Here is a 21,304-nt window from a genome sequence, read left to right as displayed (position 1 = left end):
CCGGGAGTCAGCTCGAACGACCCGCCGAGTATATCCCCCCATCGACGGCCGCGCCGAGACACTCAGGCAGGGCCCAGGTGCTCGGCCAGGAAGTCGATGAACACCCGGGACTTGCGCGGCAAGTGCGGGCTGTTGGGAAACAGCACATGGACCGGCTGCCGGGCCAGGCTGTAGTCGGGCAGCACCCGTACCAGCCGTCCCTCGCCCAGGTCGCCCAGGACCAGCCACTCCGGCAACACCGCCAGGCCCATCCCGCCCAGGGCCATGGCGCGGATCGCCGACGCCGAGTTCGACTCGTGCCCGGGCGTGACCCGCACCTGCACCTCGCCCCGGCGCGGGTGGCTGAAGGTCCAGCCCGGCGGCCCGCCCAGGTTGCTGTTGCCGATCCAGGGGCAGTTCGCCAACTCCTCGGGGCGGCTCACGGCGAGGCTCTCCTGCAACCCCGGGCTGGCCACCAGAACAATGCCGTAGTCCGCCAATTGGCGGCCCTTGAACCCCGAGTCGACCAGGTGCCCAAGGCGGATCACCAGGTCGAGCTTCTCCGCCACCAGGTCGTTCAACGACGAGTTGAAGTGATAACTCAGGCGCACCTCGGGATAACGCGCGGTGAACAGCGGCAGCAGCGGCAGGATGAAGGCCTGGGCGTATTCGGCGGTGGAGCTGATGCGCAACTTGCCCGACACCCGGTTGCGCCCATGCAGCACGTTGTCGAAGGCCGTATCGATATTGGCGACAATTCCCTTGAATTCATCGTAGAGATCCTGGCCGGTCTCCGTGAGGGCGATATGCCGCGTGGTCCGGGTCAGCAAGGGCGTCGCCAGCACTTGCTCCAGGGTCTTGATATGCAGGCTGGCCATGGCCTTGCTGATCCCCAGGTAATCCGCGGCACGGGTATAGGAGGCAAAGTCCACCACCGCGAGAAAGGTCTGGATCCGGTGCAACTGGCCGTGAAGGTTCTCGTTCACTGTCAAATTTCCTAGAACAATGAATCAAGTATAGGCGCCTCGACAGGCTCGGCCCAGGCTCCCTAAGCTGCGGGCAAAACGGGAGGCGGCATGACCTACAGATATAAAGTGGCGGTGGTATTCCTCCTCGGCTTCTTCATCGATTGCGTGAACATCTTCATGTCGGCGGTGGCGCTGCCCAGCATCGCCACCCAGTTGCAGGTTTCCAGCGCCAGCGTGGCCTGGGTGGCCAACGCCTACATCCTCGGCCTGACCCTGGTGATCCCCATCAGCCCCTGGCTGGCGGCACGCCTGGGCAACCGCCAGGTCATCGCCGCCTCGATGCTGCTGTTCAGTCTCGCCGGGCTGTTCTGCGGGCTGGCCGAAGGCTTCCTGCCGCTGGTGGCCTGGCGCTTGCTCCAGGGCATGGCCGGCGGCCTGTTGATCCCCCTCGGGCAGGCCCTGACCTTCAACCTGTTCCAGGGCTCGCAGCGGGCGCGGATCTCGACCCTGGTGATGGCGGTGGCGCTGCTGGCGCCGGCGCTGTCGCCGACCCTGGGCGGGACCATCGTCGACCTGGGTTCCTGGCGCTGGGTGTTCTTCGCCAGCCTGCCCCTGTCGCTACTGACCGCGCTGCTGGCCTGGTGCTGGATCGCCAATGAAGACCGCCAGGTGGCCAGGCGCCCGGATCTGCGCGGCCTGTTGCTGGTCAGCGGCGCCCTGGCCGGACTGCTCCTGGGCATGTCGCTGTACGGCAGCGGATATCCAACCCAGCAGGCCCTGGCCTGCCTGGCCGGCGGCCTGGCGTTCGCCCTGGCATACCGCTGGCATTGCCGGCGCAATCCACAGCCCATCGTCGACCTGCGCCTGCTGGGCAATGTCCGCCTCGGCCTGTCGGTGGCGATCTACCACGCCATTCCCGGGATCTTCACCGGGGTCAACCTGCTGAGCCTGTTCTTTCTCCAGGACAACCTGCACCTGAGCGCCCGGCACAGCGGGATGTTCATGCTGCTGTACGCCGCCGGCGCGCTGTTGGCGATGCTGGCCTGCGGGCGCTTCTACAACAAGCTCGGCGCCGCCCGGCTGTTCGCCATCGCCCTGGTGCTACACAGCGCCGGTATCGCCACCTTGTGCTGGGTCGACTCGAGCCGCGACCTGCCATTGCTCATCGCTGCCTACCTGCTCATGGGCCTGGGCGGCGGCGCCGGCGCCAATACCGCGCAGACCACCGCCCTGCTGGACTTCAGCGGCAGCGACACACACCAGGCCAGCGTGATCTGGAACATCAACCGGCAGGTGGCCTTCAGCCTCGGCGCCGCCTGGCTGCTGATGCTCTACAACCTGTTGCTCGGGCATGTCCCGGCCACCAGCGCCTTTCACCTGAGCCTGCTGCTGGCCGCCCTGGCCGGCCTGCTCATCCTGCCGCTGCTCGGCAAGCTCACCCCACCGAAGAAGGTCCTTCATGCACCAGTCGATCGTTAAACAGGCATTGCACAGCGTTCACCAGATCCACCAGTTGATCCATGGCGTCTTCACTCACTCCCAGGGCGACGGCGCGGCACTGATCGAACAGGTCATGGCACTGCTGGCCGAGGACTTCCAGATGGTCACCACCGCCGGAACCATGGCCGATCGCGAGCAGGTCGAGCAGCTGTTTCGCGGCGCCCTGGGCGCCCGCCAAGGCTTGCAGATCGAGGTCAGCGACCTGCGCTGCGTATGGCAGGAAGGCCAGTGCGCGGCGATTCGCTACAAGGAGACCCATCGCCTGGATCAAGTGGCGACAGCGCGCCTGTCCCTGGCGTTGATCCGCATCCAGGGCGACTCGGCGCAGTGGCTCTACCTGCATGAAACCAACTGCCCCTGAGCCTGGCCGACAGGCAAAAAAAACCCCGCCAGGGCGGGGTCAAAACGAGAGGAGCTATAACGGATGAGAAAGAGCTCGACTTTGTTGCGACAGCCTTAGAACACGTACTGCACGCGGGCTACCAGGGCATCGCCGCTGTCGTCGCCAACGCTGTTGGTGATCTTGTCGGTGTTGACCTTGATGTAGTTCGCGGAAACCTTGATCGCCTCGTTGGCATACCAGTTGACGCCGATGGTGTTCATGTTGGCCTTGGCATCGCCCACTTCGCGGGTCGCGGTGGAGGTCACGATGTTCTTGTCATCGACCTTGATGTTGTCGTAGCGGTAGAACACTTCCCAGGCACCGTACTGCTTGTTCTCGGGCTTGATGGTGTCGAACTTGGCGCCATCGAGCTTGTACACGCGGGACTCGCCGGTCAGGGTGTAGGCCAGTTGGCCGTAGAAGCCGGTGGCCTTGACGTCCTTGTAGGAGGCGCTGTCGGCCTTCATCTTGCGGGTCAGGTATTCGGCCTGGGCCGAGAACGGACCGCTGGCGAAGGCGAATTCACCGCCGAACACCCGGTCGTTGTCGTAGGCGCCAGCAGCGGTCAGGTTCGAACCGTTGAGGCCGGCACCGCCGCCGAAGGTAGCGCGGTTGCCGTTGGCACCGGCATCGTTGCCGCCATTGGTGGCGATACCACGCACGCCGAGGCGTGGGCGGATCCGCGAGTCGAAGGCAGTATCGCCAAGATCGCGGCTGGCGAAGTCCAGGCCGAAGTGCAGGACGTTGCCGGTTTCGTGCAGCGGGGCGAACACCGCACGGGCGTTGAACTGCTTGACGCTGTCGCCGTCGCTGTCGTTGATGTCCTTGGCGGACACGCTACCGGACAGGTAGGCCATGTCGGCCACCACGGAACTGACCTGCAGGCCCATGCCGTTCTCGTGGGAGTTGACCCAGTCGGCCAGCTCGTAGGCGGCGTTACGCTCCATGGCGGTGATCCACTTGGAACTGGTGGCTTTCTCCAGGCCGAAGTCCTGGTCGAAACGCCCGGCGCGGATGGTCACCGGCTTGAAGCCCACATAGGAAATGGTCGCTTCGTCGAAGTAACCATCATCGGAAGAACCGGAGTTGTGGGAGAAGTCGTAGTTGATCTGGTATTTCCAGTCCTTGTAGGCGGTACCGCCCAATTCCAGATAGGCGCGGCGGAAGTACGCGCCGTCACCGGTATTCCCATTCTTGGTATAGAACCCGTCGAAACGGCCATAGTCGGCTTGCAGGCGACCGCCCAGCTTGAAGCTGAAGGCGGAATCGGTGGTAGCAACCTCAAGGCCGCCCTTGGTCTTGACTACGATATCGGCGCCGTCGGTGGTGACGGTGCCAGCGAAAGCCTGGGCGGTCACTGCCAGGGCCAGGGCGCTGGCGGCAAAACCGGCGAAGTGCTTACGGATCATCGAAGAGTTCCCCTAATTGGTGGTCTGTAGCGTTGGAAAACACGCGGACTGGGCCGCTGGTGTCGGGGGGAATCTTGGGGTTCGAGGATTTCAGCCAGGTTGCTGGAAAATAAAGATTTGATTACAGAGGAACTTTTTTACTTCGAAAAGAAATAAGGCGAAAAGCCCGTCCTAGAGCGGTTTGCGGCTGTTTTCAGGGACAATGCCGAAGATGACGAAATGGTTATTTTTGTGCGGACCGCCGCGCAGCGAGCACGACGGGAGGGGGAATCACGAACGTGATTCCCTGGCAGGAACAGGCAGAAAAACATCGCGGCGGATGCCTGGCGACATCCGCGGCTTCATGGCGCTCAGCGCTCGCGTTTACTCTCGGCGGCCAGGCGTTCGGCCAGTTCGTCGAGACCTTCCAGCGGTGGTTCCGGCAACACGCGCAAGGTGGCCTGCAGCAGGCGCATCTGGCGAATGAAACGCCGGCAATTGGGGCAGAACAGCAGGTGATGGCGAACCATCAAGCGTTCGCGAAAGCTCAATTGGCCATCGAGATAATCGCTGGAGCGCGCCACTTGTTCCTTACAGGTCAGCATTGGCCGGTTTCCTCAAAATGCTCCACCGTGGCGAACACCTTCAACCGCGCCCGGTGCAGCAGTACCCGGACATTGGACAGGGTGATCCCCAGAAGATTACAGATTTCCTCGAGCTCCAATCCCTCGCGCTCACGCAGCTTCAGCACGCTGCCTTGTAGCTCGGAGAGACTGAGCAAGGTGTGCTCCAGGCAATCACGCAGCTCGGCTTCGGTCAGCAGCGCTTCGGGGGTGTCCTCGTGCCAGGCGAAGGGCGCCACCAGCCAGTGGCCGTCACTGGAGGAGAACCGCTCGTCGCCCACCGTGCCATGGGGCGCGGGCAGGTCATCGAGCAGGACCTCGCGGCGATTCTGCTTGTAGCGGCCCTTGGCCGCGTTGGCGGTGATGGTCAGCAGCCAGGTCTTGAGGCTGGAACGCCCCTGGAAGCCCGACAGGTTGCGTACCACCGAAAGCCAGGCATCCTGCACCACCTCGTCGGCGTGCCGGTTGCCGACGATGGCGTAGGCTACCGCGCGCATGGCGCTCTGGTAGGTACCGACCAGTTCCTTGAAAGCCTTCTGTTCGCCCGCCAGAAGGCGCTTGAGCAGTTGCGTGTCATCAACAGCAGCCATTCGTGCCTCGTTCAATCATGCGGGGTTGCCCGGGTGTGACGCCTCGCAGGCGCCTCGCGCCACACCCGGCCCGCGCCGATCAACGCTTGCGCAGGAGCACGCTGCCGATGGAGTAGCCCGCGCCGAAGGAGCTGAGCACCGCCAGGGCACCACTGGCCAGGTCGTCCTGGTACTTGTGGAAAGCGATCACCGACCCCGCCGAACTGGTGTTGGCATAGGTATCGAGGATCACCGGAGCCTCTTCCAGCGTAGCCTCGCGGCCCAGCAGTTTCTTGACGATCAGGTGGTTCATGCTGAGGTTGGCCTGGTGCAGCCAGAAACGCTTCACGTCGCTGACGTTGAGCTGGTTTTCTTCCAGGTGGGCGGCGATCAGCTCGGCCACCATCGGGCAGACGTCACGGAATACCTTGCGGCCTTCCTGCACGAACAGCTTGTCCCGGGCACCGATGCCTTCTTCCCCCGTGCGGTTGAGGAAGCCGAAGTTGTTGCGGATGTTGTTGGAGAACTGGGTCAGCAGCTTGGTGCTGACGATCTCGAACTGGTGGGCCGAGGTGGCCTGGTCGGCACGCTCGATGACCACCGCGGTGGCGGCATCGCCGAAGATGAAATGGCTGTCGCGATCGCGGAAGTTCAGGTGCCCGGTGCAGACTTCCGGGTTGACCATCAGGATCGCCCGGGCCTGGCCCAGCTGCACGCTGTTGCAGGCGGCCTGGATGCCGAAGGTGGCCGAGGAACAGGCGACGTTCATGTCGAAACCAAAGCCCTGGATACCCAGCGCGGCCTGGACCTCGATGGCGATGGCCGGATAGGCGCGCTGCAGGTTGGAGCAGGCGACGATCACCCCGTCGATGTCGGCGGCAGTGCGGCCGGCCCGTTGCAGGGCTTGCTCGGCGGCGGCCACGGCCATCTGGCAGAGCACCGACCACTCGTCGTTGGAGCGTTCCGGCAGGCGTGGAGTCATGCGTTGCGGATCGAGGATGCCGTCCTTGTCCATGACGAAGCGGCTCTTGATGCCCGAGGCTTTTTCGATGAAGGCGGCGTTGGATTCGGTCAGGGCCTGCACCTCGCCACGCTCGATGGCGGCGGCGTTGTCGCTGTTGAACTGGTGGACGTAGGTGTTGAAGGACTCCACCAGCTCTTCGTTGGAAATGCTGTTGGCCGGGGTAAACAGGCCGGTGCCGCTGATGACGACGTTATGCACGGTCGTTCCTCTAATGTGTATGAGGCAGAAGGTATTGGCACCCTCGTGCCAAACCGTAAAGGGAGCGCCCCGCTGCTCAGCCTGTGCTGGGGCGCGTTCCTGGCATCGCTTTATTCCGCTTCGCCCCGGTCGCCTGGAGTACAGGCTGCCGGGGCCGGCATTTATGACGGCGAAGTTTGCCATAACCTCTGGCGTTTCGCCGCAATTGCAAGATCGACGGAGCCCGGCTCCCGGGAGCCGGGCCGGCATGGATCAAGCCTCCACCTGGCTCCACTGCTTGTTCAGGCGCTTGTCGGAGATCGGCACCTTGGTCCCCAATTGCTGGGCGAACAGCGACACCCGGTACTCTTCCAGCCACCAGCGATACAGCTCCAGCTGCGGGTCACGCTTGCCTTCCTGGGCGTGCTTCTGGGCCCGGGCCTGGTACTGGGCCCAGAGCCCGGCGAGCTCGGTGCTCCACACCCGATCCTTCTGCACCTGGCTACCCAGCTTGTCGAACCGCAGTTCCACCGCCTTGAGGTAGCGCGGCAGCTCCTTGAACCACAGGGCCGGAGTCTCGCGGACGAAGCCCGGGTACACCAGGCTGCCGAGCTGGGCCTTGATATCGTTGAGGGCCACCGCCTGGGCCAGGTCGATCTTGCCCTTGAAGCGCTTCTGCAGGCCGTGCCAGAGCTTGAGGATCTCCAGCGTCAGGCGGGCCAGGCGCTCGGCATGTTCGGTCCAGGCACCACGCTTGCGTTCGGCCAGGGAGGCCAGGCCAGCGCCATCCCGGGGCAGGCTGGCCTCGCCGTCGAGAATGCAGCTGTCGAGGCTGGCCAGGAGGATGTCTTCCACCAGGGCCTCGATCCGTCCCAGCTCGCGGTACAACAGGCCCAGTTCGGTGAGCCCCGGCAGCTTGCCGCGCAGGAACTTGGCCGGCTCGGCCAACTGTTGCAACAGCAAGCGCTGCAAGGCCCGGCGATGCTGGAACTCGGCCTCGGCAGCGGTGGAGAAGCGCCCTTCCTTGACCGTCCCGGCTTCTTCCACCAGGGCCGGATAGACCGTCATCGACAACCCGGCGATCTTCTGCTGGGTCTTCTGCGCCACCGCGGCGAACACCTTGGCCTCCACCGGCTGCTGGCTCTTGGCGGTCTGCGGCACCGCCAGGGCAGCCTGGCTGGCCTCGGCGAAGCGCGCGGTGAGTTCGGCCAGGTCCCGGCCTTCGCCGAGGAACTTGCCCTGGGCATCGACGATTTCCAGGTTCATCCGCAAGTGGCTTTCCACCTGCTGCGCGGATTCGCTCCAGGCTTCGTCGCTGACCCGCGCGCCGGTCATGCGCAGCAACTCGCGCCCCAGGGCCTGGGGCAGCGAGCCGTCGGCAAAGTCCATGCGCTGCAGGGCCGCCTTGACGAAGTCCGGCACCGGCACGAAGTTCTTGCGCAGGGCCTTGGGCAGGTTGCGTACCAGGGCGATGCACTTGGCCTCGATCAGGCCCGGCACCAGCCATTCCAGGCGCTCGGCAGGCAACGCCGGCAGCAGCGGCGCCGGCACCCGCAGGGTCACGCCATCGCGGGGATGGTTGGGCTCGAAGTGATAACTCAGGGCCAGCTCCAGGTCGCCGATATGCAGGGTGTCCGGGTACTGCCTGGCGGTGACTTCGCTGGCCTCGCGGGCCAGCACGTCTTCCTCGCGCATGATCAGCAGTTGCGGGTCTTTCTGGCTGTTGACTCGGTACCAGCTGTCGAAGGTGGCGGTCTGGTGGATCTGTTCCGGCAAGCGTGCGTCGTAGAAAGCGAACAGGGTTTCCTCATCCGCCAGGATGTCCCGGCGCCGGGCCTTGGCCTCCAGGGCATCGAGCTGCTCCAGCAACTGGGTATTGGCCGTCAGGCACTTGGCCTTGGACTGGATCTCGCCCCGCACCAGGGCCTCGCGGATGAACAGCTCGCGGGATACCACCGGGTCCACCGGGCCGTAGTGCACTGGCCGGCGGCCGACCACGATCAGGCCGAACAGGGTGATCTGTTCGTAGGCCACCACTTGGCCGCGCTTCTTTTCCCAATGGGGTTCGAAGTGGTTCTTCTTCACCAGGTGCCCGGCCAGGGGTTCGATCCAGTCCGGCTCGATCTTGGCCACCATGCGCGCATAGAGCTTGGTGGTCTCCACCAGCTCGGCGGTCATCAGCCACTGCGGGCGTTTCTTGCCCAGGCCCGAGGACGGGTGGATCCAGAAGCGCCGCTGGCGGGCGCCCAGGTAGTCGCCATCCTCGGTCTTCTGGCCGATCTGGCTCAGCAGGCCCACCAGCACCGCCTTGTGCAGTTTCTGGTAGTCCGCCGGTTCCTTGTTCAGGCTCAACTGCAAGTCACGGCAGATCAGGCTCAACTGGCGATGGGCGTCGCGCCACTCGCGCAGGCGCAGGTAGTTGAGGAAATTCTTGCGGCACCAGTTACGCAGCGGGCTGGCCGTCAGGGCCTGGCGCTGTTCTTCGAAACCACGCCACAGGTTGACCAGTGCGGCGAAGTCCGAGTCGGCGTCCTTCCACTGGGCATGGGCCTGGTCCGCCGCCTGCTGGCGCTCCGGTGGGCGCTCGCGCGGATCCTGGATCGACATCGCACTGGCGACGATCAGCACTTCCTGGAGACTGCCCAGGCGCGCCGCCTCCAGCAGCATGCGGCCCATGCGCGGGTCCACCGGCAAACGCGCCAGTTGCCGGCCCAGGGGGGTCAGCTGGCCGTTGCGATCCACCGCCGAGAGTTCTTGCAGCAGGTTGAAGCCGTCGCTGATGGCCTTGCCGTCCGGCGGCTCGATGAAGGGGAATGCGGTGATTTCACCCAGGCGCAGGTGGAGCATCTGCAGGATCACCGCCGCCAGGTTGGTCCGCAGGATCTCCGGATCGGTGAATTCCGGCCGGCCGAGGAAATCCTCTTCGCTGTACAGGCGCACGCAAATGCCCGGCTCGACCCGGCCGCAACGGCCCTTGCGCTGGTTGGCGCTGGCCTGGGAAACGGCCTCGATGGGCAGGCGCTGGACCTTGGCCCGGTAGCTGTAGCGACTGATGCGCGCGGTACCGCTGTCGATCACGTAGCGAATGCCAGGCACCGTCAGCGAGGTCTCGGCGACGTTGGTCGCCAGCACCACCCGCCGTCCTGGGTGGGACTGGAAGATGCGCTGCTGTTCGGCCGGCGACAGCCGCGCGTACAAGGGCAGGATCTCGGTGTGCTTGAGCTGGGCCTTGCGCAGCATTTCCGCAGCATCGCGGATTTCCCGCTCGCCCGGCAGGAATACCAGCACATCGCCGGGGCTGCGGCGCTCGCTGCGCTCATGGGCGGCGATCTCGTCCAGGGTGGCGAGGATCGCCTGGTCCACCGTCAGGTCGTCCTCGACGCGGTTGCCATCCTCGTCCTGCTCCAGGGTCAAGGGCCGGTACCAGGTTTCCACCGGGAAGGTACGACCGGAGACCTCGACGATCGGCGCATCGTCGAAGTGCTTGGAGAAGCGCGCAAGGTCGATGGTGGCCGAGGTGATGATCACCTTGAGGTCAGGGCGCCGTGGCAGCAGGGTCTTGAGGTAGCCCAGGAGGAAGTCGATGTTCAGGCTGCGCTCGTGGGCCTCGTCGACGATGATGGTGTCGTAGCGCTCGAGGAAGCGGTCGTTCTGGGTTTCCGCCAGCAGGATGCCGTCGGTCATCAGCTTGACCAGGGTGTTGGCATCGCTCTGGTCTTCGAAGCGCACCTGGTAACCCACCAGCGCCCCCAGGGGCGTGGCCAGTTCTTCGGCGACCCGGCTGGCAACGCTGCGGGCGGCGATCCGCCGGGGCTGGGTATGACCGATCAGGCCATGCTGGCCGCGGCCGATCTCCAGGCAGATCTTGGGCAACTGGGTGGTTTTGCCCGAACCGGTCTCGCCGGCGATGATCAGCACCTGGTGCTTTTGCAGCGCGTCCTTGATCTCGTCGCGCTTGGCGGCGATCGGCAGGCTGTCGTCGTAGCGGATAGTGGGCACGCTGTCGCGCCGCGCCGTCACCAGGTTGCACGAAGCCTGCATCCGCTCCAGCCACTGGGCGAGCTTGGCCTCGTCGGGCTTCTTGCGCAGTTCGAGCAGCTGCCGACGCAACCGGTGGCGGTCGGCGAGCATGGCTTGATCGAGGTTTTTCAGTAGTTGGTCGATAGCAGGCGATTGGTCGGTCATGGGAAAGCAGCGACTGGCTTCAAGCGAAAAGCCGCAAGGTTAACGCAGCTTGGCGCTTTTAGCTTGCAGCTTGTGAGGGCCTTTCGCCGCGTTATTCCTCGTCGCGCCCCTTGCGCCGGTACGGGAAGACATCGATCACCTTGCCGGCGAGGATCGCGTCCTGCAGTCCCTTCCAGTAATCGGCGTTGTACAGCTCGCCGTGCAACTGGTCGAACAGGCGGCGCTGGCCGATATCGGCGAACAGGAACGGCGGGAACTCCTCGGGGAACACATCGTGGGGGCCGATGGAGTACCAGGGCTCGGACGCCATCTCGTCCTCTGGCGTGCGCGGCGCCGGGATATGGCGGAAATTGACCTCGGTGAGGTAGCTGATTTCATCGTAGTCGTAGAACACCACCCGGCCGTGGCGGGTGACCCCGAAATTCTTCAGCAGCATATCGCCTGGGAAGATATTGGCCGCCGCCAGTTGCTTGATGGCCAGGCCGTAGTCTTCCAGGGCCTCGCGCACCTGGGCTTCGTTGGCGTGCTCCAGGTAGAGGTTGAGCGGGGTCATGCGCCGCTCGGTCCAGCAGTGGCGGATCAGCACCGTATCGCCCTCCACCACCACGGTGGACGGCGCCACCTCCAGCAGCTCCTCGAGGCAGGCCGGATCGAACTTGGACAGGGGGAAGCGGAAGTCGGCGAACTCCTGGGTATCGGCCATGCGCCCTACCCGGTCGACGCTCTTCACCAACCGGTACTTCTCGATCACCGTGGCCCGGTCGACGTTCTTGGACGGCGAGAAACGGTCCTTGATGATCTTGAACACGGTATTGAAGCCCGGCAGGGTGAACACGCTCATGACCATCCCGCGGACCCCGGGCGCCATGATGAAACGATCGTCGGTATTGGCCAGGTGGTTGATCAGCGCCCGGTAGAACTCCGACTTGCCGTGCTTGTAGAAACCGATGGAGGTGTACAGCTCGGCGACGTGCTTGCCCGGCAGGATGCGCTTGAGGAACCCGATGAACTCCACCGGCACCGATACATCCACCATGAAGTAGGAACGGGTGAAGGAAAAGATGATCGAGACCTCGGCCTCGTCGGTGATCAGCGCGTCGACCTGGATGCCCCGACCTTCGCGGTGCAGCAGCGGGATCACCAGCGGCCACTGCTCCTCGTGGGTATAGATGCGCCCCACCAGGTAGGCGCCCTTGTTGCGGTAGAGCACCGAGGAAAACAGCTCCACGGTCAGCTCCGGGTCCTTGCAGACCCAATCTGGCAGGTTCTCGCGCAGTTGCGCCTCCAGGCGCCGCATATCCCCGGACAGGTCGGCGTAGTCCACGCTGAAGCGGTAGTCGGTGAATATCTGCCTGAGCATGCTCGACAGCTCGCCCCGAGGCGTATAGCTGCGGGTCTGGGCAGCCCGGGCGCGGCGCAGGCTGGGCCGGGTGGTATGGATGAACATGCAGCCGTCGCTGATCAGGTCATGGCTGAACAGCCCGCAGAAGATCGAGTTGTACCAGGTCTCGGAGAGTTCATCGTCCAGGCGCAGGTCGATCATGCCGATGCAGGCGCTCTTGGCCAGCGGCCATTGGCTGACGTCCATCAGCACCTCGTCGCTGAAGGCCTGGTGCAGTCGGGCCACGGTTTCCCCGACCTTCTCCTCGTAGAGGTTGATCCGCGCGGTGGAGGCCCTCTGCGCTTCCTGCCATTGCGCTTGTTCGAAGCGATGCCGGGCGCCATCGGCGATCCGGCGGAAGTTGTCGCGGTAGTCGTCGAAGCCACTCAGGATGATTCGAGCGATGTCGGCGGCGGGCCATGACTGCGGCATAGGAAGACCTCTACGGGAATTTGGATTGCCTGAGCTTAGCCACTGCAATGGCCCGAGGAGAAGCGCATTTTTGTGACCCGACGGTCGCCTCGCCCTGTATCGGTCGCCAGGGATCGGCCCCGGGAAAATCCGCCACGACAATCGAACGCAACAATCGGAGTGCAGGCTTGGCCCGGCCCGTGCACCAATAAGGTTTGCCATGCCCACCCGCGCTGGGCAAGATTCCCGCCCTGCCACCCAAGGAACCTCCCGTGAGACCTGTCGATCTGTTGCGCCTGTTGTCGCTAGCCGCCATCTGGGGCGCGAGCTTTCTGTTCATGCGCATCATCGCCCCGGTCCTGGGCAGCGTGCCCACGGCCTTCTTTCGTGTGTCGATCGCCGCCGTCGGCTTGCTGGCCATGCTGGCGCTGATGCGCGTCAGCTGGAATTTCCACGGCAAGTTCAAGACCGTCCTGCTGCTGGGCGTGATCAACTCGGGGCTGCCCGCCACCCTGTACTCGGTGGCGGCCCTGGTGCTGCCTGCCGGTTACTCGGCGATCTTCAACGCCACCACGCCGCTGATGGGGGTGCTGATCGGCGGCCTGTTCTTCCATGAGCGCCTGACCCCGGCCAAGCTCGCCGGCGTGTTCCTGGGGCTGCTCGGGGTCGGCATCCTGAGCCGCGCCGGGCCGGTGGCCTTCGACCATGAACTGGCGCTCGGCGCCCTGTCCTGCCTGCTGGCCACCACCTGCTATGGCTTCGCCGGCTTCCTCGCACGGCGCTGGCTGGACCAGGCCGGGGGCCTGGACAGCCGCCTCTCGGCCCTGGGCAGCATGCTCGGCGCCACGCTGTTCCTGTTGCCGCTGTTCGCCTACAGCGCCCTGAGCCAGCCACCGGCCAGCTGGGGCGGCGTGAGTGTCTGGCTGTCGTTGCTGGGCCTGGGCCTGGGTTGCACTGCCTTCGCCTATGTCCTGTACTTCCGCCTGCTGAGCTCCATCGGCCCGGTGCGCTCCATGACCGTTACCTTCATGATCCCGCCGTTCGGCGTGCTCTGGGGTGCCCTGTTGCTGGACGAGCCGCTGTCCATGGGCCATCTGTATGGCGGGGTGCTGATCGCCGCGGCCTTGTGGCTGGTCCTCAGGCCAGCGGCGAAGACCGCGGCCTGAGCAGCAGATAGTTGCAGGAAAAACAGCCACCGACCGGGCATTGCACCCGGCCGGCGCGCCTCGATCAGGCGCTCTTGCGGAACACGAACACCAGCCCGACGATGATCAGGCCCATGCCGAACAGGCTCAGCAGCGCCAGGCGATTACCGAAGATCAGGTAGTCCATCAGCGCCGTCACCGCCGGCACCAGGTAGAACAGGCTGGTGACATTCACCAGGTTGCCCTGGGCGATCAGGCGGTACAGCAGCAAGGTGGCCAGCACCGAAACCACCAGCCCCATCCACAGCACCGGGATCAGAAAACCTGCGTCGTATTCGAAGTGGAACGGCTGGAACGGCACGAACAACGCACACAACAACAGCCCGGCCAGGTATTGCACCGGCAGGGTACCCAGGGGGTTGTCGGTGATGCGTTTCTGCATGATCGAGCCGGCGGTCATGCTCACCAGGGCCAGCAGGCCGCAGAGCATGCCGGAGATCGAGATGCCTGCCAGGCCGATGCCCTGGTACACCACCATGATCAGGCCGGCGAGCCCCAGGCCCAGGCCGAACAGACGGCTCCAGGAGCGCTGGCGCTCCATCAGCACCACGGTGAGGATCGGCTGCACCCCCATGATGGTGGCCATCACCCCGGGGGTGACCTTCAGGTCCAGGGCCAGGATGTAGAAGATCTGGTAGGCGCCCAGCAGCACCAGGCCCGTGGCCACGGCAAACCCCATGGCCCGGCGGCCCCTGGGCCAGCGCAGCTTGAGCAGCGGCACCAGCAGCACCAGGCCGGCCAGGGCAATGGCGAAGCGCACCAGCAAGAAGGCGAAGGGCGAGGCATGGGCCAGCCCCCATTTGGAGAAGATCGCGCCGCTGCTCCAGAGCAGGACGAACAGACTCGTGGAGGCCGCCGCAAAAGCGGACTTTTTCGAAATGAGCAACATGAAACCACCTGTAGTCAGGCAAGAAGCCAATTCAGCCGGAGCTGAAGTTCAGTAGTGTTTTTTCAGGCGGGCGGAGGAAACAGCAGCGGTTGCTGAGTCAGCCCGAGAAGCCAACGCCCGACGGCGATACTACTGCGTATACCGGCGTGCTACTGACAGGTGGGGGGTTCTGACCGATCTGCACAGGCTGCTGATTCCCGCACGGCACGACGCCAGCGTTGACCGCTGAAACCACTACCGCGTTGATGAGGGATAAGGCCATGTGCCAAGGGTTCTCGAAGGAGGAAAAGAATGAGTCGCTTGACTCATCGAGCGCCGAATATAACCAGCGCCCGATATTCATTGCAAGATTTATCCGAACAGCCATTTCCACAGGATAACCAGCACCACCACCGCCAAGACTGGGCGCAGGATGCGGTACAGCTTGGGATTGCGGCGTTTCCACTGCTTGACCACACCACTGAAGCTGTCGCTGAAACGCTTGCTCCAGGCGTAGGCCTGGTTGATGCCGCCAACCCGCTCGTCGTCCAGGTTCTGCGGTGCGGTGGCCCGCCCCAGCTGGGCGCTGACCCAACGGTTGATGCGGGTCATCAGGCCACTGCTCAACGGACGCTCGATGTCGCAGAACAGGATCACCCGGGTGATCTCGGTTTCGTTCTTCACCCAGTGCACGTAGGTCTCGTCGAACATCACGTCCTCACCGTCGCGCCAGGCGTATTCCTCGCCGTCGACGAAGATCCGGCAAGCGTCGGAGTTGGGCGTCGACAGGCCCAGGTGATAACGCAGCGAGCCGGCGAAGGGGTCGCGATGCGGGTTCAGGTGGCTGCCGCCGGGCAACAGCGCGAACATCGCGCCCTTGACGTTGGGGATGGCGCTCACCAGCTCGACCGTCTTGGGGCACAGGGCCGCGGCCGAGGGCAGCGGCTTGTCGTACCACTTGAGGTAGAAGCGCTTCCAGCCCTTCTTGAAGAAGGAACCGAAACCGGCATCGTTGTTCTTCTCGGCGGCGCGGATGTAACCCTCGTCGAACAGGTGCATGGCCTCGTCGCGAATGGTTTCCCAGTTGTCGCGCAGTACATCCAGCTCGGGGAACTTGCTGCGGTCCAGGTACGGCTTGGAGGGCACGCCGGAGAACAGGTACATCAGGGTGTTGTAGGGAGCGAACAGCGCCGAATGGTTGACGAACTGGCGCAGTACCGGCAGGCGCGCCTTGCCGCGCAGATGCACGAAAAGGATGCTGCCGATGAACAGCGACAACACCGCGAACTTGGCGGCAAAGGAAAAGCTCATGCAACAACTCCTTGGAAATAGGCACCGGTGGGGGGAGCGATCACCCGACCTGGCAGCCGGTCATGATAAACACTCCTGAACCCCGGAAAAACCCGCACGACCGAACATTCAGCATTAACGGTCGTGCAACAAAGGCGTTAAGTAGCATAAGCGGCACAAGCAGCGACTGATATGGATCAGCCATCGGCCCATGGGGCCAGCGCCATGGACCGACGGCCAGCCGACGTTACTGCTGGGTCTCCTGCTCGGTGAACAGGTCGCTGAACAGCATGCTGGAGAGGTAGCGCTCGCCGGAGTCCGGCAGGATCACCACGATGGTCTTGCCTTGCATTTCCGGGGTTTCCGCCAGGCGTACCGCCACCGCCATCGCCGCGCCGCAGGAAATCCCGCAGAGGATGCCCTCCTCCTGCATCAGGCGCAGGGCCATGGCCTTGGACTCCTCGTCGGTCACCAGCTCCACCCGGTCGACCATTTCCAGGTCCAGGTTCTTGGGTACGAAACCGGCGCCAATGCCCTGGATCTTGTGCGGGCTGGGCTTGATCTCCTGCCCGGCGAGCCTCTGGCTGATCACCGGCGAAGTGGCCGGCTCTACCGCCACCGCGAGGATCGGCTTGCCCTGGGTCTTCTTGATGTAGCGCGACACGCCGCTGATGGTGCCACCGGTGCCGACACCCGCCACCAGCACGTCCACCGCGCCGTCGGTGTCATTCCAGATCTCCGGGCCAGTGGTCTTTTCGTGGATCGCCGGGTTGGCCGGGTTATCGAACTGCTGCGGCATGAAGTACTTGCCCGGGTCGCTGGCGACGATTTCCGCCGCCTTGTCGATCGCGCCCTTCATGCCCTTGGCCGGCTCGGTGAGCACCAGCTCTGCCCCCAGGGCCTTGAGCACCTTGCGTCGCTCGATGCTCATGGAGGCCGGCATGGTCAGCATCAGCTTGTAGCCACGGGCAGCCGCCACGAACGCCAGGCCGATCCCGGTGTTGCCCGAGGTGGGTTCGACGATGGTCATGCCCGGCTTGAGCCGGCCCGTGCTTTCGGCGTCCCAGATCATGTTGGCGCCGATCCGGCATTTCACCGAGTAGCCCGGGTTACGCCCTTCGATCTTGGCCAGGATGGTCACCCCACGCGGGGCGATGCGGTTGATCTGCACCAAGGGCGTATTACCGATGGAATGGGCATTGTCAGCAAAAATTCGGCTCATGGCTGGGTCCTTATGCAGCAGTGAAGAAGTCCCCAAGGGTATGCCTGGCATCCTTGAGCGTCCAGTCGCGCCGAACGACCTGGAGCCTGGGCAGTCAATGCCTTTATAGGACTGGAGGCTGCCCCCATGAAACGTCGCTATCGTTGGCCCCTGTGGACCCTGGCGGGCCTGGTCGTACTGCTGGTCGGCCTGCACATCGCCCTGCCCTACCTGGTGCGTGACTACCTGAACGACAAGCTCGCGGACATGGGCGACTACCGCGGCCGGGTCAGCGATGTCGACCTGGCCCTGTGGCGCGGCGCCTACCGCATCAACGGCCTGGAGATCGTCAAGGTCAGCGGCAAGGTGCCGGTGCCTTTCGTCAAGGCGCCGTTGATCGACCTGGCGGTGAGCTGGCATGCGCTGTGGTACGACCATGCGGTGGTGGCGCGGGTGCAGTTCGTCCAGCCCCAGGTGAACTTCGTCGATGGCGGCGACCGCCAGGCCTCGCAGACCGGTGCCGGCACCGACTGGCGGGCGCAACTGGGCAAGCTGTTGCCCATCACCCTGGATGAAGTGCGGATCGACGACGGCACCCTCCACTTTCGCAACTTCGGCTCCAATCCACCGGTGAACCTGGGCGCGACCCAGGTCAATGCCAGCTTCTACAACCTGACCAATGTGGTCGACACCCAGGGCAAGCGCGACGCCCGCTTCGAGGGCAAGGCCCTGCTGCTGGGCCAGGCGCCCCTGGAAGCCAGTGCCACCTTCGATCCCCTGAGTAACTTCGAGGAGTTCGAGTTCCGCCTGCGGGCCCGGGATATCGAGCTCAGGCGTTTCAACGACTTCGCCTCGGCCTACGGCAAGTTCGACTTCAAGGCCGGGCACGGCGACCTGGTGATCGAGGCCCAGGCCGAGAAGGGCCAACTGCGCGGCTACATCAAGCCGCTGCTGCGGGACGTGGAAGTCTTCGACTGGCAACAGGACGTGGAGAACCGCGACAAGAATGTGTTCCGCTCGGTCTGGGAAGCCCTGGTGGGCGCCGGGGAAACCCTGCTGAAGAACCAGCGCAAGAACCAGTTCGCCACCCGGGTCGAGCTCAGTGGCAACGTACACCAGCAGGATGTCAGCGCATTCCAGGCGTTTTTGCAGATTTTGCGCAACGGTTTCATCCAGGCCTTCAATGCCCGCTATGAACAACCCAAGCCGTCGACTGACTGAGTCACCCCGTGACGCTCCATTCAGAGACTGAATGGGGCGTCTGCGTTCACAGTCAAGCGAGCGCCGCGTTATAGTCGCGCCATTCGTGTCCATTCAAGCGACCTGCCCCGGGCAGCTCGTCGTCACCGTTCGAGGAATTCCAGATGAAGTTCGAAGGCACCAGCGCATACGTTGCCACCGATGACCTGAAGCTGGCGGTCAACGCCGCCATCACCCTGGAGCGTCCGCTGCTGGTCAAGGGCGAACCCGGCACCGGCAAGACCATGCTCGCCGAGCAACTGGCCGAATCCTTCGGTGCCAAGCTGATCACCTGGCACATCAAGTCCACTACCAAGGCCCACCAAGGGCTCTACGAGTACGACGCGGTGAGCCGCCTGCGCGATTCGCAACTGGGCGTGGACAAGGTCCACGACATCCGCAACTACCTGAAGAAGGGCAAGCTCTGGGAAGCCTTCGAGTCCGAGGAGCGGGTGATCCTGCTGATCGACGAGATCGACAAGGCCGACATCGAGTTCCCCAACGACCTGCTGCAAGAGCTCGACAAGATGGAGTTCTACGTCTACGAGATCGACCAGACCATCAAGGCCAAGCAGCGGCCGATCATCATCATTACCTCCAACAACGAGAAGGAACTGCCGGACGCCTTCCTGCGCCGCTGCTTCTTCCACTACATCGCCTTCCCTGACCGCACGACCCTGCAGAAGATCGTCGACGTGCACTACCCGGACATCAAGAAGGACCTGGTCAGCGAGGCGCTGGATGTGTTCTTCGACGTACGCAAGGTGCCGGGCCTGAAGAAGAAGCCCTCGACCTCCGAACTGGTGGACTGGCTCAAGCTGCTGATGGCCGACAACATCGGCGAGGCGGTACTGCGCGAACGCGATCCGACCAAGGCCATCCCACCGCTGGCCGGCGCCCTGGTGAAGAACGAGCAGGATGTACAGCTCCTCGAACGCCTGGCCTTCATGAGCCGGCGCGGCAGTCGTTAGGCTCTGCCCAGAAGCTGCCTGCGCGTCGATCATGCTGCGTTAGAAACCGGTTCGGAATGCTCATTTAGCTCGCTAAACTCCGCCTCCTCACCTGTTTCTGCCTTGCCTGATCACCGCTCGGCGAGCTTTTGAACAGATCCCTAGATCATTAGAGAGCGATAACCATGCTGCTCAACCTGTTCAATGAAATGCGCGCCGCCAAGGTACCGGTGTCGGTGCGCGAGCTGCTGGACCTGATCAACGCGCTCAAGCAGCGCGTGACCTTCGCCGACATGGACGAGTTCTACTACCTGGCCCGGGCGGTGCTGGTGAAGGACGAGCGCCACTTCGACAAGTTCGACCGGGCCTTCAGCGCCTATTTCAACGGCCTGGAGAAACTCGACGACCACCTGCAGGCACTGATCCCCGAGGACTGGCTGCGCAAGGAGTTCGAGCGTTCGCTCAGCGATGAGGAACGGGCGCAGATCCAGTCCCTGGGCGGCCTGGACAAACTGATCGAGGAGTTCAAGAAGCGCCTGGAAGAACAGAAGGAACGCCACGCCGGCGGCAACAAGTGGATCGGCACCGGCGGCACCAGCCCCTTCGGCTCCGGCGGCTTCAACCCCGAGGGCATCCGCGTCGGCGATGCCGGCAAGCGCCAGGGCAAGGCGGCCAAGGTCTGGGACCAGCGCGAATACAAGAACCTCGACGACTCGGTGGAACTGGGCACCCGCAACATCAAGGTGGCCCTGCGCCGGCTGCGCAAGTTCGCCCGCCAGGGCGCGGCCGAGGAGCTGGATATCGACGGCACCATCGACCACACCGCCCGGGATGCCGGCTTGTTGAACATCCAGATGCGTCCGGAGCGGCGCAACAGCGTCAAGCTGTTGTTGCTGTTCGACATCGGTGGCTCCATGGATGCCCACGTGAAGATCTGCGAGGAACTGTTCTCGGCCTGCAAGACCGAGTTCAAGCACCTGGAGTACTACTACTTCCACAACTTCATCTATGAGTCGGTGTGGAAGAACAACCTGCGCCGCGGTTCGGAACGGACTTCGACCCAGGACCTGCTGCACAAGTACGGCGCCGACTACAAGGTGATCTTCGTCGGCGACGCCGCCATGGCGCCCTATGAAATCACCCAGGCCGGCGGCAGCGTCGAGCACTGGAACGAAGAAGCCGGCTACGTGTGGATGCAGCGCTTCATGGAGAAGTACAAGAAGCTCATCTGGATCAACCCCTACCCGAAGGACACCTGGGGCTACACCGCGTCCACCAACATCGTGCGCGAGCTGATCGAGGACCAGATGTATCCGCTGACCCTGCGTGGCCTGGAGGAAGGCATGCGGTTTCTGTCCAAGTAGGCCGTCAAGCAAGGCCCTGCGGGCCTTTTCGCAGTTTCGCCATGGCCTCGACAGCGGCTACAGAGCAATACCCTGGAGCCGCTGCCGCAGGCTGCGTACCGGCGCGCAGCGGCCGCCAAGGCCGTCAGCCACTACACAAAGCGGCGCAAGAACGCCAACTGCTGCCGATGCGCGGTCTCCTGCACCACCGGCGCCAGGCGCACCTTGCTGCCGGGCAGGCATTGCGCCAGCCGGGCCAGGGACAAGGGCGTCAATGCGCCCAGGCGCGGATAACCGCCGATGGTCTGCCGGTCGTTGAGCAGGATGATCGGCTGGCCATCCGGCGGCACCTGGACCGCCCCCAGGGCGATGCCTTCGGAAATCATCGGCTGGCCCTGGTACTCCAGCACCGGCCCCAACAACCTGGCGCCCATGCGGTCGGCCCGGCTATCCAGGGTCCAGTCGCGGTTGAAGGCATCGAACAGGCTCAGGCCACTGAACTGGCCGACCTGGGCCCCGAGGATCAGTTCCAACGGTGCAGCGCATTGCCAATCCGCCAGCTGTGCGGCCGACAAGCACTTGAGCGCACCACCGGTTCCGGAATACCCCAGCACCCCGCCC

General features: G+C 64.1%; 17 protein-coding genes. 6 read left to right on the top strand and 11 right to left on the bottom strand.

Going from position 1 to position 21,304, the window contains the following annotated elements; genetic code table 11:
• Window positions 1-62 precede the first annotated feature (62 nt).
• Window positions 63-971 (bottom strand): LysR family transcriptional regulator, encoded by a 909-nt coding sequence (locus AC3WK8_RS10690; RefSeq protein ID WP_083456953.1) that lies wholly within the window; start codon window positions 969-971, stop codon window positions 63-65.
• Between the two features lie 84 nt (window positions 972-1,055).
• Here AC3WK8_RS10690 and AC3WK8_RS10685 point away from each other — a divergent pair, with 84 nt between their 5' ends.
• Together AC3WK8_RS10685 and AC3WK8_RS10680 are read left to right on the top strand one after the other, a co-directional pair.
• Window positions 1,056-2,426 (top strand): MFS transporter, encoded by a 1,371-nt coding sequence (locus tag AC3WK8_RS10685; RefSeq protein ID WP_103324881.1) that lies wholly within the window; start codon window positions 1,056-1,058, stop codon window positions 2,424-2,426.
• Window positions 2,407-2,808, top strand: a complete 402-nt coding sequence (locus AC3WK8_RS10680) for a nuclear transport factor 2 family protein (RefSeq protein ID WP_085595996.1) — start codon at window positions 2,407-2,409, stop codon at window positions 2,806-2,808. Before AC3WK8_RS10685 ends, AC3WK8_RS10680 begins: the two co-directional genes overlap by 20 nt.
• Window positions 2,809-2,903: 95 nt before the next feature.
• Here AC3WK8_RS10680 and AC3WK8_RS10675 read toward each other — a convergent pair whose 3' ends face one another.
• The 6 genes from AC3WK8_RS10675 to aceK all read right to left on the bottom strand — a co-directional run bounded on the left by AC3WK8_RS10675 (window position 2,904) and on the right by aceK (window position 12,608).
• On the bottom strand, window positions 2,904-4,238 hold the full coding sequence (locus tag AC3WK8_RS10675) for an OprO/OprP family phosphate-selective porin (protein ID WP_103324882.1): 1,335 nt from the start codon (window positions 4,236-4,238) through the stop codon (window positions 2,904-2,906).
• A 350-nt stretch (window positions 4,239-4,588) separates the two neighbouring features.
• On the bottom strand, window positions 4,589-4,822 hold the full coding sequence (locus tag AC3WK8_RS10670) for an anti-sigma factor family protein (RefSeq protein WP_022642937.1): 234 nt from the start codon (window positions 4,820-4,822) through the stop codon (window positions 4,589-4,591).
• Complete coding sequence (locus tag AC3WK8_RS10665; protein ID WP_022642936.1) at window positions 4,816-5,430, bottom strand: RNA polymerase sigma factor; 615 nt, start codon at window positions 5,428-5,430, stop codon at window positions 4,816-4,818. Before AC3WK8_RS10665 ends, AC3WK8_RS10670 begins: the two co-directional genes overlap by 7 nt.
• Before the next feature lie 79 nt (window positions 5,431-5,509).
• Window positions 5,510-6,631 carry a beta-ketoacyl-ACP synthase III gene (locus tag AC3WK8_RS10660; protein ID WP_103324883.1) on the bottom strand — a complete coding sequence of 374 codons (1,122 nt, stop codon included), beginning with the start codon at window positions 6,629-6,631 and terminating at the stop codon, window positions 5,510-5,512.
• 252 nt (window positions 6,632-6,883) lie between these two features.
• Window positions 6,884-10,795: an ATP-dependent RNA helicase HrpA gene (gene hrpA, locus AC3WK8_RS10655; protein WP_103324884.1), complete on the bottom strand. Its 3,912-nt coding sequence runs from the start codon at window positions 10,793-10,795 to the stop codon at window positions 6,884-6,886.
• A 91-nt stretch (window positions 10,796-10,886) separates the two neighbouring features.
• On the bottom strand, window positions 10,887-12,608 hold the full coding sequence (gene aceK / locus AC3WK8_RS10650) for a bifunctional isocitrate dehydrogenase kinase/phosphatase (protein WP_053135220.1): 1,722 nt from the start codon (window positions 12,606-12,608) through the stop codon (window positions 10,887-10,889).
• A 251-nt stretch (window positions 12,609-12,859) separates the two neighbouring features.
• Here aceK and AC3WK8_RS10645 point away from each other — a divergent pair, with 251 nt between their 5' ends.
• Entirely contained in the window at window positions 12,860-13,753 is an 894-nt protein-coding gene (locus AC3WK8_RS10645) for a DMT family transporter (RefSeq protein WP_053135223.1), read from the top strand.
• Window positions 13,754-13,817: 64 nt separating this feature from the next.
• Here AC3WK8_RS10645 and AC3WK8_RS10640 read toward each other — a convergent pair whose 3' ends face one another.
• The 3 genes from AC3WK8_RS10640 to cysK all read right to left on the bottom strand — a co-directional run bounded on the left by AC3WK8_RS10640 (window position 13,818) and on the right by cysK (window position 17,172).
• Window positions 13,818-14,681 (bottom strand): DMT family transporter, encoded by an 864-nt coding sequence (locus tag AC3WK8_RS10640; protein WP_053135243.1) that lies wholly within the window; start codon window positions 14,679-14,681, stop codon window positions 13,818-13,820.
• 351 nt (window positions 14,682-15,032) lie between these two features.
• Window positions 15,033-15,971, bottom strand: coding sequence for an aspartyl/asparaginyl beta-hydroxylase domain-containing protein (locus AC3WK8_RS10635; RefSeq protein WP_022642926.1), 939 nt, complete (start codon window positions 15,969-15,971; stop codon window positions 15,033-15,035).
• 226 nt (window positions 15,972-16,197) lie between these two features.
• Complete coding sequence (cysK, locus tag AC3WK8_RS10630; protein WP_103324885.1) at window positions 16,198-17,172, bottom strand: cysteine synthase A; 975 nt, start codon at window positions 17,170-17,172, stop codon at window positions 16,198-16,200.
• Between the two features lie 126 nt (window positions 17,173-17,298).
• Between cysK and AC3WK8_RS10625 the strand changes: the two genes are divergently transcribed.
• The 3 genes from AC3WK8_RS10625 to AC3WK8_RS10615 all read left to right on the top strand — a co-directional run bounded on the left by AC3WK8_RS10625 (window position 17,299) and on the right by AC3WK8_RS10615 (window position 20,704).
• Window positions 17,299-18,372, top strand: a complete 1,074-nt coding sequence (locus AC3WK8_RS10625; RefSeq protein ID WP_103324886.1) for a DUF748 domain-containing protein — start codon at window positions 17,299-17,301, stop codon at window positions 18,370-18,372.
• A 143-nt stretch (window positions 18,373-18,515) separates the two neighbouring features.
• Window positions 18,516-19,361, top strand: a complete 846-nt coding sequence (locus AC3WK8_RS10620) for an AAA family ATPase (RefSeq protein ID WP_085596012.1) — start codon at window positions 18,516-18,518, stop codon at window positions 19,359-19,361.
• 164 nt (window positions 19,362-19,525) lie between these two features.
• Window positions 19,526-20,704: a vWA domain-containing protein gene (locus AC3WK8_RS10615; protein WP_103324887.1), complete on the top strand. Its 1,179-nt coding sequence runs from the start codon at window positions 19,526-19,528 to the stop codon at window positions 20,702-20,704.
• Between the two features lie 131 nt (window positions 20,705-20,835).
• Here AC3WK8_RS10615 and AC3WK8_RS10610 read toward each other — a convergent pair.
• Window positions 20,836-21,304, bottom strand: a 469-nt coding sequence (locus AC3WK8_RS10610; RefSeq protein ID WP_492574069.1) for a 5-oxoprolinase subunit C family protein, incomplete at its 5' end; no start/stop codon positions are given.

This window comes from Pseudomonas sp. FW507-12TSA (assembly GCF_058781435.1).
This window is presented reverse-complemented; position numbering and strand designations above follow the sequence as displayed.

Excerpts from the sequence above, each read along its gene's own strand:
- AC3WK8_RS10640 (WP_053135243.1), bottom strand. The coding sequence starts at position 14,681 with ATGTTGCTCATTTCGAAAAAGTCCGCTTTTGCGGCGGCCTCCACGAGT.
- hrpA (WP_103324884.1), bottom strand. The coding sequence starts at position 10,795 with ATGACCGACCAATCGCCTGCTATCGACCAACTACTGAAAAACCTCGAT.
- AC3WK8_RS10675 (WP_103324882.1), bottom strand. The coding sequence starts at position 4,238 with ATGATCCGTAAGCACTTCGCCGGTTTTGCCGCCAGCGCCCTGGCCCTG.
- cysK (WP_103324885.1), bottom strand. The coding sequence starts at position 17,172 with ATGAGCCGAATTTTTGCTGACAATGCCCATTCCATCGGTAATACGCCC.
- AC3WK8_RS10685 (WP_103324881.1), top strand. The coding sequence starts at position 1,056 with ATGACCTACAGATATAAAGTGGCGGTGGTATTCCTCCTCGGCTTCTTC.
- AC3WK8_RS10670 (WP_022642937.1), bottom strand. The coding sequence starts at position 4,822 with ATGCTGACCTGTAAGGAACAAGTGGCGCGCTCCAGCGATTATCTCGAT.
- AC3WK8_RS10680 (WP_085595996.1), top strand. The coding sequence starts at position 2,407 with ATGCACCAGTCGATCGTTAAACAGGCATTGCACAGCGTTCACCAGATC.
- AC3WK8_RS10635 (WP_022642926.1), bottom strand. The coding sequence starts at position 15,971 with ATGAGCTTTTCCTTTGCCGCCAAGTTCGCGGTGTTGTCGCTGTTCATC.
- AC3WK8_RS10615 (WP_103324887.1), top strand. The coding sequence starts at position 19,526 with ATGCTGCTCAACCTGTTCAATGAAATGCGCGCCGCCAAGGTACCGGTG.
- AC3WK8_RS10665 (WP_022642936.1), bottom strand. The coding sequence starts at position 5,430 with ATGGCTGCTGTTGATGACACGCAACTGCTCAAGCGCCTTCTGGCGGGC.
- AC3WK8_RS10620 (WP_085596012.1), top strand. The coding sequence starts at position 18,516 with ATGAAGTTCGAAGGCACCAGCGCATACGTTGCCACCGATGACCTGAAG.
- AC3WK8_RS10625 (WP_103324886.1), top strand. The coding sequence starts at position 17,299 with ATGAAACGTCGCTATCGTTGGCCCCTGTGGACCCTGGCGGGCCTGGTC.
- aceK (WP_053135220.1), bottom strand. The coding sequence starts at position 12,608 with ATGCCGCAGTCATGGCCCGCCGCCGACATCGCTCGAATCATCCTGAGT.